This is a genomic window from Alicyclobacillus hesperidum subsp. aegles, assembly GCF_027923525.1.
Classification (GTDB): Bacteria; Bacillota; Bacilli; order Alicyclobacillales; family Alicyclobacillaceae; genus Alicyclobacillus; species Alicyclobacillus aegles.
The window spans coordinates 184311-198827 of record NZ_BSBJ01000005.1 but is presented as its reverse complement, the minus strand read 5'-3'; the positions used below and the strand labels follow the sequence as shown (position 1 = coordinate 198827).

Here is a 14517-nt window from a genome sequence, read left to right as displayed (position 1 = left end):
CGACCCCTCTGGGCCACTCCTATGCACTGGTATGTATGGATGCCATATGACGTGATTTATTGTAATCCCGCAACGCAAAAATTCAATTGCAAGTTCGCAAAAAACGTGAAAAAAGCGGGACAAAATCCCGCCCTTTCCGACAATAACACGCACTTGGCACGCTCTTGTGGCAGGCTCACAAACTCGCAATAAAGGCGCAAAACGCATCGAACAGGCGCTCGTTGTCCGCGTGCAGGCGGATCGCAAAGCGGATGTGACGGTCGCTCAAGCCATGATAGTTTGCACAAGACCTCACAAAAATACCACGGTCGGCAAATGATTGTAGCATCGCGGAAATAGGTATATCGTCGGCAAGTTGACAAAACACGTAATTGACGCTTGGTGGGTACAAAACGACGTCCTGGCGCTTGCCCCAAGTCGCATGAATCCATGCACTTTCGGTTACAAGCCAAGCGTGTGTCGCGTCGAGAAAATCTCGGTCCCGGTACGCTGCTTGCGCGGCCCGCTGTGCCAATTGGTTGACGCTCCAAGGATCGCGATGTTTGGCGATCTCGCGAATAAACGACGGGTGTGCTGCGAGAAAGCCGAAGCGCAGGCCAGGAATGGCATAGATTTTGGTCGCCGAGCGCACGACCAGCACATCCTTTGTCATGACAACCTTTGACAGTACGCTGTAGTTCTCTTCATCGTGCCGAAAGTCGAGAAAGGATTCATCCACAAGAACTTTTGCGTGACGCTCCGTTGCAAAGCTGATGACCAGGGACACTTGCCTGGCTGTCCATATCGCCCCCGTGGGATTATGCGGGTTGTTCAGGACAATTACGTCTCCCTCGCGCACCGACGCCGCGTAAAGCGCCTCACACACGTTTATATTCTCTGCCAAGGGCAAGCGCTCGATATGACAGTGCGAACGCGCCGCCGCCTGGGCGTACTCAGCAAAGGCAGGTTCAAATATCCACACCGTTCCTGGCCGTAGGTGGCGAATGGCGATATCAATGGCCTCCGCCGCACCATTTGTACACATGATGCAGTCTGCTGGCAGGGCAAAACGCTCACCAATGGCTTCGCGCACCTCCAGGTGGCGTGCGTCAGGGTAGTGACGAATCTCAGCTAAGTGTTCCGAAATGGCGGCAAGCGCCGTCGCGGGCGGACCCAGTGGATTCATGTTTGCACTAAAGTCAAGCAGTTCATGCGGGGCAACGCCTGTCTGTTCCGCATATTCGTATACGCGCCCCCCATGGCCGTGTGTCAACCTGTGATCCCCCTTCCTCGTAGTGCTACAAAGGCGATCGCACCCATGGCCGCAACAAGCGCGCCCATGAGCAGCCAGCAAGCAACATTGAGAATACGGATACTTTGTTCAATATCGTTTCGCGTGAATGCTCGGCGCGCATCTCCCATCGTGGCACGGTGTGAAGCAACGCCACCATAAAAGTTCAATCCACCCAGTTGAACGCCCAATGCACCTGCCACCATCGCTTCCGGAATGCCACTGTTGGGACTGGGATGTTTGTGCGCGTCGCGATAAAGTGCCCGCCAAGCGCAGCGTAGGTCCCCTTTTGTACACGCGATCGCGCCTGTCAACAAGCTCGTCGCGACTCGAGCTGGCACATAATTGAGCAAATCGTCCAATCGAGCGGAGGCAAATCCGAACCAGCGATATCGATCGTTACGGTACCCGACCATCGAGTCGAGCGTGTTGGCAGCGCGGTACAGCATGGCGAGCGGAGCGCCACCGACCAACGCGAACAGCGCGGGCGACACCACTGCGTCGACCAAATTCTCGGCAATCGTTTCGACCGTAGCGCGGACGACTTCTGCTTCCGACAGTTCAGCTGTGTCGCGCCCTACAATGTGCGACACAGCAGTGCGACCACCCGCGAGCCCATGTTCTCTCAGTTCGCGGTAGACCATGTGCCCTGCATCACGCAGACCCTTCCAAGCGATGGTTGTCGAGCAAATCCAGATATTCGCGATCAGCCCCAACCAAGGAGAGATCCGGGTGCAAAGCGCCAGAACGCCCCAGGTTACACCGAAAACCAAGGTTATCGTCGACAAGGTTAGCGCGGCACCCGCGAGCCACTGTTGCCACGGGGCGGCGTTTACCCGATGGAAACGTTTTTCGAACCCATGGACGAAACGCCCAATCGCAACGACGGGATGTGGGAGCCACTTCGGATCGCCAACTGCGCGATCGACGCCCAGCGCCGCGGCAGTGATCAAGATATGTATGATGACCGCATGGATCGTAGGCGTCATCCATTCGACGCCCTTTGCTCAATCCACGTGCGAACTGTGGCGGTATCGATGTGCGCACGGACGACGTCCGCAAAGCGGCAAATCGCATCCCATCGCCGTTCACGAAAACTTCTTGCGCCGCGAGTGCTTGTTTCCAGGCGAAAGCGACCACGTATTGACTGCAGCCACGCTTCACGAAATGCATCGTTGTCAAAGACGCCGTGCAAATAGGTGCCAACCACCCTCCCGGCATGCCAGACGGCTCCGTCGTCACGCCGTACTCCTTCGCCGAGGCGTGTGATCTGTGCAAAAGGCCGGGTACCCACCAATGGCAGGGTCTCGCCCATATGGATTTCATATCCGGAAACAGGGATTCCCGAATACAAGGTCGTCTCGCCTTCAACTTGGTAAGTCGCCTTGTTCTGTGCCATCACCGTACGCACAGGCAAGAGGTGCAAACCAGAGCACCACCTCTCGCCTGACTCGACGCCAAATGGATCTTCCACTTCAATACCGAGCATCTGGTATCCGCCACAGATGCCGACGATCGCCGCCCCACCTGCGAATGCGTGCCAAATGGCTGCAAAAAAGCCGCGTTCCTGTAACCAGCGAAGGTCTTCGATTGTATTCTTGGTTCCAGGCAAGATGACGGCGTGACAGCCGGCGAGATCCTGCGGGCGTGGGCAAAACCGAACCGATACGCCTGGAACGGCGAACAGTGGATCGAAATCGTTAAAGTTTGAGATGTGCGGAACCTGCACGACTCCGATTTCGAGCAAATTATCTCCCGCACCTTCTGGTTGTCTGTAGCGATCGCCCGTCAACCCGAGGGAGTCCTCTTCGTCAATACCGATGTCTAAGACGTATGGCACAACGCCGAGAACTGGGACGCCAGCCAGCTCTTCCAGCATGCGTACGCCTTCGGCAAAGAGATTCGCGTTCCCCCGAAACTTGTTGACAATGACGCCCTTGACACGCGCGCGCTCGGCCGGACTCAGCAACGCGAGTGTACCGACGACCGAAGCGAAGACGCCGCCGCGATCGATATCGGCCACCAAAATGACGTCTGCGTCGGCCATGTCGGCGACCCGCATATTCGCAATGTCGTGTTCCTTCAAATTGATTTCAACCGGGCTACCGGCCCCTTCAATGACAATGACGTCAAAACCCTGTTCCAACGCGCGGTAACTTTCTTCAACCTTTGTCCAAATGGCTTGCCGCTGTTCGCGAAAATACGATTCGGTGGTTTTTGTGCCATACACCTGACCCTGAAGCACCACTTGCGACGCATTGAAAGCGGTTGGCTTCAGCAGTACCGGATTCATGTGTTCATTCGGTTCAATCCCACACGCCTCGGCCTGCACGGCCTGTGCCCGACCGATCTCGGCACCCTTTTTGGTCACAGCTGCATTCAACGACATGTTTTGCGCCTTAAACGGCGCGACGCGATAACCAGCATCGGCCAAAATCTTACACAGCGCTGTGCAAATGGCGCTCTTCCCGACGTTCGAGGACGTCCCAACCACCATGATGGCATGCGCCACGGATGATGCCCCCTGTCATACGTACCGAGCCTATACTCACATTACAGTTCGTCCCAATTTAGATTTCCAGCTTTGGTGTAGCTGGTCACGCGCTGTTCGAAGAAGTCTGTCTTCATGGAATTCATGGACGCATAACTGTCGAGCCAAGGCATGGGATGTTCTGTTACTTCTGGATATAGAATAGGGAGATTGAGTGACTGCAAGCGTATGTTCGCCAAATACTTGATGTATTGATCGATCAAGACGTCCGTCAGCCCTGCAATCTTGCCCCCTGTCACATACTGTCCCCAGGCGACTTCGTGATCGACCGCAGTCCGCATCATTTGAAGAAATTCTTGTTCCAGTTCAGGCGTGAGCAATCCTTTGTTTTCTCGGATAATCTCGTGGTACAAATTGCGGAAAATAGCCAAATGTGTGAGCTCATCTCGTTGAATAAACTTGATTTCGGAGACTGTCCCCAACATCTTCCCCTGACGACCGAGCACAAAGAAAAAGCTAAACCCAGCGTAAAAGTATACGCCTTCGAGAATATAGTTGGCGACCACTGTCTTCAATAGGTTGCGGTCGCTCGGATCGGCGATAAACTGTTCAAATAAGTCGGTGATAAACTGGTTGCGGCGCAACAGATGCTCATCTTCCCGCCACTCATTGTAAATGGCATCGCGCGTGGCCGCATTGACGACAGAGTCAAGAATATAGCCATACGACTGAGAGTGCACCGCTTCCTGAAATGCGTGTACGGTGAGGCACAAATTGACCTCCGGAGCCGTGATGTATTCGTTGATGTTAGGCAAGTTGTGGGTCAACAGGCTATCCATGAAAATCAAAAACGACAATACCTTATTGTAGCTACGCTGCTCATCCTCGCTTAGCGCATCGTACTGACGGGCGTCGTCCGCCAACGCGATTTCTTCCGGAATCCAGAAATTATTCATCATGGCGCGGTACAGCTTATACGCCCAATCGTACTTGATGTTGTTCAACTCAATCATGTTTGTCGTATTCCCGCCGATGATGCGCCGCTTGCCCCAATCGCGATCACCCGCCGCGTTAAACAGTCTGGTCCGTTCCAACTTCATAGATCATCTCTCCTATTTCGAGTCGTGACGCGCACGAGTTTTTCATGATCTAATACCAGGCATGTTCTTCGCGATCACGACGAACAAGCCACGCAGTCTTCCACTTCCACTGCTTTACTGCGCACATAGTAAACCGTCTTTAAACCCCGCTTCCACGCCAACAAGTAGAGGTCCAAAAAAGCCTTCGCACTGATGTCAGGTGTGATGTACAGATTAAACGACTGACTCTGATCTACATGCCGCTGGCGCACCGAACACGCTTCGATGCTCCAACTCTGGTCAATGGTGTGCGCCTCTTTGTAGTACCAGAATGTGCGTTCGTTCAAATTCGGCGCCGTTTGTGGCACGACACCGTTTTTCTTCTCCTCGAGGAAGAAGCGCGCGAACACGGGATCGATTCCGGCGGTACTGCCCGCAATGAGGCTTGTGCTGCTCGTCGGCGCGATGGCGACAAGGTACGCATTGCGCACACCGTGGCGAGCAACTTGTGCGCGTAGCGTATCCCAATCCGGGCCACCCGGGCGGCTCCTGTAACCGCGCAGTTCGAAGTATTCGCCCGTCTCCCAATCAGAGCCATGAAACAGTGGATACGGCCCCTTTTCCTTTGCCAGTTCCAGCGATGCTTCAATTGCAAAGTAATTGATCCATTCGAAGAGCTCGTCGACATGCCGCAAGTGCTGCTCAGATTCCCAAACGAGCCCGTGTTCGGCGAGATATTGGTGATAGCCGCTGACGCCAAGGCCAACTGCCCTGTACTTTCGATTCGTAATGGCCGCCTGTGCGACAGGGTAGTGATTGAGATCGATCACATTGTCCATCGCGCGAATTTGTCGGCGCACCGTCTCCCGAATCGACTCGCGATCACGACACCGCCCAAGGTTGAGCGAAGATAGATTACACACGACAAAATCGCCTGCTTGTTGCCGCACGGTGACGACATCGCCTTCGACAATCTCCTCACTTCGCCGCGATGGGCTCATGTTTTGCATAATTTCAGTACAAAGGTTGCTGCAATAAATCATGCCCGCGTGCTTGTTCGGGTTTAAGCGATTCGCCGCATCGCGGAAAAAGATAAATGGTGTGCCGGTCTCAAAGGCAGATTGCATAATTCGTTTCATGATCTCGATGGCAGGAATTTCGTTGCGAGGCAGGTTGGGATTGTTTACGCAAGCCTCGTATCTACGTTCAAACTCTTCGCCCCAAGCATCCTCCAACGAAAATCCCATCGCCTTTTGCACTTCGTACGGACAAAACAGATGCCACGTACCACGCTCTTCGACCCGGCGCATGAACAAATCGGGAATGCAGACACCTGGGAAAATGTCGTGTGCTTTCATGCGCTCGTCGCCGTTGTTCGTGCGCAGTTGCAGAAAGTCAAGAATGTCCTTGTGCCATACGTCCAGGTAAACAGCCGCTGCACCGCTGCGCATGCCTAATTGATTACAGCTAACAGCCGTATTATTGAAGTTCCGAATCCAGGGAACCACGCCACCGCTGGCGCCGGGATGGTTGCGGATAGCCGATCCGCGCGCGCGAATTTTGCCAACGTAAATGCCCATGCCGCCGCCGAATTTCGAAACTCTCGCAAAAGCCTCATCTGTCGCGTAGATGCTGACGAGATCGTCCTCGGGCATGTCGATGAAACAGGAACTCAATTGATGGAACGGTTTGCGCGCATTGCTGAGCGTCGGTGTTGCAACGGTCGCCTGTAACGTCGACAGCATGTCGTAGAAACGTTTCGCCCAGTGGAGCCTGTCCTGTTCCTTCATCGCCAGGTGCATAGCCACGCCCATGAATAGTTCTTGAGGCAGTTCCATGATACCGCCGGCGAGGTTGCGAATGGCATAACGATCCATGAGTTGTTTAAGACCAACGTAGTTAAACAAGTAGTCCCGCTCGGGCTTGATATAGGCGGCCAGTTCCTTGATTTCTTCCACACTGAAGTGCTCGCGTACGTAGGTGCCGTAGCGTCCGATTCGTTCAAGCTGTTCTATCAATTCGTGGAAGTCCCCATAACCGATAGAGTCGTATCCGCGATTGCGTCCCGCCTGCTTGTAGCAATCAAATAACAGGAGGCGTGCAGCGACAAACTGCCATTTCGGTTCATTCACATTTGTCATCTCTACGGCTGCCTGGATTGCAATCTTGGCAATCTCAGACGTCGCCATGCCGTCGCGCAGCTGCGGGTAAATCGCCTGCGCCAAGCTTTCTGGATCATACCCGTCGACTTGTGCGCATCCACGCTCGAGAAATGTATAAAATTTCTTCGGGTCGAATCCTGCCTCCCCGCCGTTGTACTTGTACACGCGATATGACGCAAGCCGCTCGGTCCATTCTTCCCTCTCCATTTGCGCCACACCGGTCGCGCTTTGTTCCGTCATGATCTATCCGCTCCTCATCGCTTTCATAGAAAAACCCTGTTCCCATCAAGGAACAGGGTTCGACATTCTAAAACTACGGTTTTGATTCGAGCTAAGCCAAAGCGCTCGAACCACGTGTTTTTACGTCCATCGCCCCTTCCCAATCCCTCGTGGGAGTGATGCACAACCAATCCTGGCAGGTCTCCGGACTGAGTCTCATCTGTGCTAGCGCCTTCCCCCATCAAGGACGGAGTGGCTGGCTGAGAGCCATAGCTTGCACATCGAACATCACCGTGGCGAGGACCGTTCCAGCTTTCCACTGGATTCCCTTTTCACTCGCGATTGCGAGCACCAGGATTCGTCTATGTAATTGTGGTTTGCAGAATGAGATTAACACTAGATATAGTGTTTGACAAGTCTCGACAACCAAGTTTGCGGTATATATGTGTAACGCTCTGTTCTCATTAAATGTTGTTTTCGAAAATCTAAATGGGGGTGTCCCAAAAGGTTTTCTTGAGAAATTCTTCTCCGACTGCACCGTTCTAAATCAGCGTGGATATGAAAAGTCCGCCCCACTTTAAAGTTGAGGCGGACTGCTTTTTGGGATTGCGTCATTTGACAAGGGCTTTTGGGACAGCCCATTTGATTCAAAATCAAACCTTCCAATCCTGTGCGAGCATTCCGTAAATGATGTGGTCTACGTAGTGGTCATATAACCATTCGGCTTGTCGTCTACATCCTTCGTTTTGAAAATCCAAACGCTCAGGTATTGCCCTGCTTTTTAGATTCTGCGGAGCAACCCGTATTTCAACTCGGTTCAGTCCATTTTCCTTGAAAAGAATGTCAATGAGTGTTCGACATGAATTTGTCATAATGCCCTTGCCTTGAAACATCTCACCAATCCAATACCCGACGCTTGTCAATCGGTTCGTCCAATTGATGTAGTGGAGACCGAGAACCCCTGCGAGTTCACCACGATACCATATACCCAGTTCCACACCGTTATTGGCTGCGTACTTCTGTAATCCAGACTGAATGAAATCTTCTATATCCCGAACGGTACGTGTCCCGTCAACGAAAGGTAACCATTCTCGGAGATAACTGCGTGACTGGTCCAACAATGCAAATAACTGGTCAGCATCTCGAACTTCCAACAATCTCAATTGTGTGTCTTCGTTGACTTTGTGGCTAAACACTACCCATTCCCCCTCTCTCCATTCGTGCTAACTGGTGGTGGTAGTTCTCTTCCGACCAAGTGAGTGATAACAATCTCTGCGGCATAGTTGGTCGGGTTCTCGTTCGCCTGTCTCATGAGAGACGAAAAATAAACTTCCAGCATATTGATAATTCAGAATAGATTCGTTACAAATGACGCAGTTTCCTGCAAGAGCATATGATTTGTATTGAACCATCTTACTATCGATGCAGGACATGGCGAGAAATCGTTGCATCCAGCCCTGCAAACGGCTGTGATAGGCATTGACGTTCTGGATGTGGTATACGCCTCTCGTGCGTTCGCCCTTGCTTTGATTGAGGGGGGGCTTGGCAAATGACATACAATTTAGTTTGATTTTTACAACTCAGGTAAGCGTCAGTGCAAAGTACCGTGTTCTGACTGAGTATGGGCAACATCTGACGAGCAACGATGCCTGAAAATACAGTTGCTAAGTCCGTGCTGGAGTGAAGTGAAACCAGTACCTTGTGTCTCCAATTGAACGCAGTAGACACGGCGATACCGAGTTCATATGCAATTTGACGGCACGATCTCGCATGCAACGAGCGACTTCAACCCACATATCCGTCGACTTCTTGACATATGCCAGTGGTGTACCCGTCAAATCGCTGAACGTGCCACGACAACTTTTGCACAGATACCGTTGGCGGTCATCTACTTTACCGTGACGAATGGTTGATTTGTTCTGGCAACGTGGACAAACCACACCAATGCGGAATTGTGCTTCTCGAATGTGTTTAATATGCAACGCCCTGTCCGTCTATGAATTATCCTTTTTCCAGAATCGTACCATTATGGTCAAAGAAAACAACAATTAAGGCTAACAGAGCGATGTGTAAACATGCGAACGACGAAGCGCGAGCGGACAGTTCCGCTCGCGCTTGTGGACAACGCAACATATGGCATTACTTCGACTTGTGTAGGACGCGGAACGTGCCCGTGGCAAATGCGCATAACCTGCCATCATCACTATGAACATGTCCCTCTACCGTCATCGTGCGCCCGCCGCGGTGGACAAAGGCAGCCTTCGCACGCAATGTACCTTCTGAGACCGGTTCGGTGAAGTGTACGTTCAGGTTCGTGGTTACAACTGGATCCTCTGGGTACTGCAAAATCACCAATACCCCCATCAACGAATCGAGCAACGTCGCATGAACGCCCCCGTGCAAGATACCTGCCACGTTGAGATGATGAGGACGAATCTCCAGTTCTGCTTCGATCTCGTTCTCTCCAATGGCGGTAACACGAATTCCCGTGTAATCGGAAAAAGTCCCCGCCGCCGTGCGCTCCAGAACCAGAGGATCAACGCCGTGCGGATTCATCGACGACCGCATCTCATCCTCCCCTTATGCATTTTGTTTGCTTTCTTCGGTAAGTTCGCGGCGCAAAATCTTGCCCACTGCGGACTTCGGTAGGGATTCTCGAAATTCGTAGGCCCGCGGCACCTTATAGGCAGCCAAATTTGCTCGACACCATGCGTCCATTTCTTCAACCGTCACCTGCTGGCCCGGCTTGAGTTGAATAAACGCCTTGACCGTCTGCCCGCGATACGAATCCGTGACCCCGACCACGGCCGCTTCGGCGACCGCCGGATGCTCGTACAATATCTCTTCGATCTCGCGCGGATAAATATTATAACCGCCCGCGATGATGACATCCTTTTTGCGATCGACGATATAGAAAAAGCCGTTCTCATCCATCTTACCGATATCTCCTGTAAAGAGCCAGCCATCGCGGAGGACGGAAGCGGTTTCAGCAGGCTTATTCCAATAGCCCTTCATCACCTGCGGACCGCGTACCACCAGTTCACCGATTTCCCCTGTCGCCACATCGTTTCCATTTTCGTCGACGATGCGCGCCTCCGTGTCAGGAAATGGGATACCGATTGAACCATTTTTACGCTCGCCCCAGAAGTTGTTCGCATGCGTGATTGGCGAAGCTTCTGTCAAGCCATAGCCCTCCACCAGTTTGCCGCCGGTCAAACGTTCAAACTGCGCTTGCACTTCGAGTGGCAACGGAGCCGCTCCACTCACACATATTTCGATGGACGAAAGATCATACTGGCCGACGTCAGGGTGATTCATGAGCGCAATGTACATGGTCGGCGTCCCCGGAAAGACGGTTGGCTTAAATTCATGGATGAAGCGCAGCACGTCTTTCGCTTGAAATCTAGGCACGAGAATCAGCATGCCCGCCTTATACATCGCTTGATTCATCAAAACGGTCATACCAAAGACGTGGAAGAAAGGCAAAGCTCCCAAGTATCGCTCTTGACCATCCCGCAATTTATACGACCACAGGGCACTTTGTATCGTATTGGCAACCAGATTCAGATGCGTCAACATTGCTCCTTTGGCGACGCCCGTGGTTCCGCCCGTATACTGAATCAGCGCAATATCCTCCGCCGCATCGATCTCGATCTGCGGTAGCTCCGAAGCTCCTTGCCGAAGTAAGATTTGCCACAATATAACGCCGTTTTGCTCTGTAAGCGATGGGGGTTCAGCAAGCGGCGTCCCCGACGGCAGATAGTCTCGCATCGATGCCACAATGACGTGCTGCAGATCCGTTTCGTGCCGAATGTGCTCAACCTTTGGGCACAACTCGTCGAGTGTGACCAACGCCTTTGCACCGCAGTCCTGCAACTGGTGTTTCAGCTCTCGCTCGGTATACATCGGGTTGTTTTGGACGACCACGAGACCTGCCAGCAAGGCACCATAATAGGCGATTACGGCTTGTGGGCAATTGGGCAACATGATGGCGAGCCGCTCCCCCTTGGCAAGGGGGAGTGCTCGCACAGCATTGGCAAAACGACAGCAAGCGTCAAGGAGTTCGCGGTAGCTCATCGTATGTCCGAAGAACCAGATAGCCGGGTTGTTCGGAAACCGTTGCGCGGAGTGAACAAGGAAAGACGCCAAGTTTTCCTCAGGGTAGGCAAACGAGCTTGGGACTTCCTCGGGATAATGTGCTAACCAAGTTTTCTCCATGAGCTCACCATCCTCTCAAACCGTTCGCGTCAGCATACGTATTGTTCTGCGTCGACCACGGCACGGCCAATTTCGCGTTCTAGGCCGATGATGTCGATCTCTGTGCGGCGCGCAAGCCGTTTGACCACCGACAACTGCATGCGCAACGCATCTCCTTGCTCGACGCGCGCCAAGCATTCCTTCGCCAACCGCTCGATCTCGCCCAAGGATTCGTACGCAAACGCCTTGGTCATCGCGATCGCGTTCGCACACGCGCCTTCGCCTGCGCGCTCGACATGCTGCATCGTGCGCAACCACGCGCTTTCCATGGCAAACGTCAGGATGGCAATGTCTGCGAGGTTGGAGAGCACCTCTTGCTCTTCGTCAACCCGTTGTTGAAATGCCTGTGCAGCAAGCCCACCCACCATGAGGAAGATGCGCTTCGCATTGGCGATGTACTGGGCCTCTTCGGCGAGCGTTCCTTCTGGTGTCGAGAGCGTCGGCGTCATCTGCATCAACTCTGCCTGCAGGGCCTGTGCCTTTTGTAAGAGTGGCAGTTCACCCTTCATGGCACGGCGCAGCATCGTTCCAGGAATCAATAGGCGGTTGATTTCGTTGGTTCCTTCAAAAATGCGGTTGATCCGCGAGTCGCGATACATGCGTTCGACCTTGTACTCTTTGATAAAGCCGTAACCGCCATGAATCTGCAACGCTTCGTCGACGACATAGTCGAGCGTCTCCGAAGCAAACACTTTGTTGATGGAGCACTCAATGGCGTACTCGGCGATGGCCTTTGCCGACAGCATGCCTGCGTTTGGCCCTGTTATATCGACATCCGCCAAGGCCGCATCGAGCAGGCCTGCTGTACGATAGACCACACTTTCAAGCACGAATGTCCGCGTGTTCATGCGCGCAAGCTTTTGCTGAATCAGTGGGAACGAGGAAATCTTGCGTCCAAATTGCTGGCGTTCATTCGCGTAATGAGCCGCCAATTCGATAGCATCCTTCGATCCGCCAACAGCACCCGCAGCCAACTTGAAACGTCCGATATTCAGAATGTTGAACGCGATCTGGTGGCCTTTGCCGACCTCGTACAACAGATTTTCAACCGGCACATGGACATCTTCGAGGATCAACTGGCGGGTTGACGATCCCTTAATACCCATCTTCTGCTCTTCAGGACCGACGCTCACGCCAGGCATCGTGCGTTCGACAATAAAGGTGCTAAACAGTTTCCCATCGACTTTTGCGTACACGACGAATACGTCCGCAAAACCAGCGTTCGTGATGAACTGTTTGGTGCCATTTAAAATGTAATACTTGCCGTCGTCCGACAAGCGCGCCGTCGTCTTCGCGCCCAGCGCATCCGAACCTGACGAAGGCTCCGTCAAACAGTACGCGGCAATCCATTCACCGGTGGCGAGCTTCGGCAAGTACTTCTGCTTTTGCTGTTCATTGCCAAAGTAGACAATCGGCAACGTGCCAATGCCTGTGTGCGCACCGAGCGAAAGCCCGAACGATCCTGCCTTTGACACCCGCTCGTTGATGAGCGTTGCGCTCATTTTATCGAGGCCAAGACCACCGTATGCTTCTGGAATTTCCGTCGACAATAAGCCGATTTCGCCGGCTTTGCGCAACAGTTTGACGGTCAGCTCGTAGTCCAAGCCTTCAATTTGCTCCTGATGCGGGGAGACCTCTGCCTCGACAAAACTGGTTGTGGTCTCGGCGATCATGCGTTGCTCGTCCGTCAACGATTCCGGCGTAACAATGGAATTCGGATCGGTATCTTCAATAATAAATCCGCCGCCAATCGCAAGTGTCTTGTTTGCCATCGCAAACCCTCTCCTTTATACGTACATAGTGGGATATTGAAGCAAATCGCCTTATGCCCGGTGTACTTCAAATACGCCGGCCGCACCCATGCCGCCGCCGATGCACATCGACACGACGCCATAACCACCGCCGCGCCGGCGCAGTTCGTGAACGAGCGTCGCCGTCAGTTTGGCGCCCGTGCAGCCAAGTGGATGGCCTAGGGCGATGGCGCCACCGTTGACATTTACCTTCGCCGGGTCAATCTCAAGTGCACGCATCACTTGCACGCATTGTGCAGCAAACGCTTCATTGATTTCGAAAAGGTCGACATCGGCAAGTGAAATTCCGGCAAGCCTCAAGGCTTTCGGAATGGCCCCAACAGGACCGATGCCCATCACCGCCGGATCGCATCCGGTCACCGCAAAGCTGCGAAATGTCGCAAGTGGCTTTAGCCCGAGTGCCTGTGCGCGTTCGGCGCTCATGATGACAGCCGCCGCCGCGCCGTCGCTCATTTGCGACGAATTGCCGGCCGTCACGCTGCCGCCGCGTGCAAACGCCGGTCGCAATGACGCCAATGCCTCTGGTGTCGTGTCCTTACGTACACCTTCATCCTGTGTGACGTGAACATCGCGCGACCATGGCCGACCGTTGTCGTCGATGCCATACACCTTGGTATCAACTGGTGCAATTTCTTCATCGAATTTACCAGCCTGCTGTGCAGCGTACGCCTTCTGGTGACTTTGATAGGAGAATTCGTCCTGATCATCGCGCCTGACCCCGAAGCGTCGGGCGACGTTTTCCGCGGTATGCCCCATTGCAATGTAAACGTCGGGCATCTCGGTCAAGATCCCGGGATGCGGGGCCGGCTTAAAGCCCGTCATAGGCACGTGACTCATGCTCTCCACGCCGCCGCCAATGGCGACTTCCGCATGCCCGAGCATGACTCTTTCAGCCGCCTGCGCGATGGCTTGCAGCCCAGACGAGCAAAAGCGATTGACGGTGACCGCGGGCACGGATTGCGGCAAACCGCTGTACAGCGAAATGATGCGCGCGACGTTCAGACCTTGCTCGCCTTCCGGCATCGCACAACCGATGACGACATCCTCGACCTCCGCCGGATCCAGCCCGGGAGCACGCGATAAAGCAGCCTGAATGGCCACTTTGCCTAAGTCTTCGACGCGCGTGTGCGCGAACAGACCGCGCTTCGCCTTGCCAACTGGCGTTCTCGCAACGGAAACAATCACTGCTTCCCGCATATCTGTCACTCTCCTTTTTCCGAACACTTCA

The 14517-nt window shown here is 53.6% G+C and carries 11 protein-coding genes and 1 riboswitch; all 11 genes read right to left on the bottom strand.

What is annotated here, in order from left to right:
* Positions 1 to 175: 175 nt before the first annotated feature.
* The 11 genes from cobD to QMF38_RS03740 all read right to left on the bottom strand — a co-directional run bounded on the left by cobD (position 176) and on the right by QMF38_RS03740 (position 14486).
* Positions 176 to 1252 (bottom strand): threonine-phosphate decarboxylase CobD, encoded by a 1077-nt coding sequence (gene cobD / locus QMF38_RS03785; protein ID WP_281758721.1) that lies wholly within the window; start codon positions 1250 to 1252, stop codon positions 176 to 178.
* Positions 1249 to 2259 (bottom strand): adenosylcobinamide-phosphate synthase CbiB, encoded by a 1011-nt coding sequence (cbiB, locus tag QMF38_RS03780; RefSeq protein ID WP_281758720.1) that lies wholly within the window; start codon positions 2257 to 2259, stop codon positions 1249 to 1251. Before cbiB ends, cobD begins: the two co-directional genes overlap by 4 nt.
* Positions 2256 to 3782, bottom strand: coding sequence for a cobyric acid synthase (locus QMF38_RS03775; RefSeq protein WP_281758719.1), 1527 nt, complete (start codon positions 3780 to 3782; stop codon positions 2256 to 2258). Before QMF38_RS03775 ends, cbiB begins: the two co-directional genes overlap by 4 nt.
* Positions 3783 to 3823: 41 nt before the next feature.
* Positions 3824 to 4861 carry a ribonucleotide-diphosphate reductase subunit beta gene (locus QMF38_RS03770; protein WP_281758718.1) on the bottom strand — a complete coding sequence of 346 codons (1038 nt, stop codon included), beginning with the start codon at positions 4859 to 4861 and terminating at the stop codon, positions 3824 to 3826.
* Positions 4862 to 4935: 74 nt separating this feature from the next.
* The gene (locus QMF38_RS03765) at positions 4936 to 7242 is read right to left on the bottom strand and encodes a ribonucleoside-diphosphate reductase subunit alpha (RefSeq protein ID WP_281758717.1); all 2307 of its coding nucleotides are present in this window, start codon (positions 7240 to 7242) and stop codon (positions 4936 to 4938) included.
* Positions 7243 to 7399: 157 nt separating this feature from the next.
* Positions 7400 to 7592: riboswitch (cobalamin riboswitch) on the bottom strand.
* 282 nt (positions 7593 to 7874) lie between these two features.
* Entirely contained in the window at positions 7875 to 8417 is a 543-nt protein-coding gene (locus QMF38_RS03760; RefSeq protein WP_281758716.1) for a GNAT family N-acetyltransferase, read from the bottom strand.
* Between the two features lie 468 nt (positions 8418 to 8885).
* Entirely contained in the window at positions 8886 to 9161 is a 276-nt protein-coding gene (locus QMF38_RS14780; RefSeq protein ID WP_390853998.1) for an IS1/IS1595 family N-terminal zinc-binding domain-containing protein, read from the bottom strand.
* Positions 9162 to 9360: 199 nt separating this feature from the next.
* Positions 9361 to 9789: a PaaI family thioesterase gene (locus tag QMF38_RS03755; protein ID WP_083496257.1), complete on the bottom strand. Its 429-nt coding sequence runs from the start codon at positions 9787 to 9789 to the stop codon at positions 9361 to 9363.
* Between the two features lie 12 nt (positions 9790 to 9801).
* Positions 9802 to 11439 (bottom strand): long-chain-fatty-acid--CoA ligase, encoded by a 1638-nt coding sequence (locus QMF38_RS03750; protein ID WP_281758715.1) that lies wholly within the window; start codon positions 11437 to 11439, stop codon positions 9802 to 9804.
* Positions 11440 to 11468: 29 nt separating this feature from the next.
* A complete protein-coding gene (locus tag QMF38_RS03745; protein ID WP_281758714.1) occupies positions 11469 to 13250 on the bottom strand; it encodes an acyl-CoA dehydrogenase family protein in 1782 nt (593 codons plus the stop codon).
* A gap of 51 nt (positions 13251 to 13301) precedes the next feature.
* On the bottom strand, positions 13302 to 14486 hold the full coding sequence (locus QMF38_RS03740) for an acetyl-CoA C-acyltransferase (protein ID WP_281758713.1): 1185 nt from the start codon (positions 14484 to 14486) through the stop codon (positions 13302 to 13304).
* Positions 14487 to 14517 lie beyond the last annotated feature (31 nt).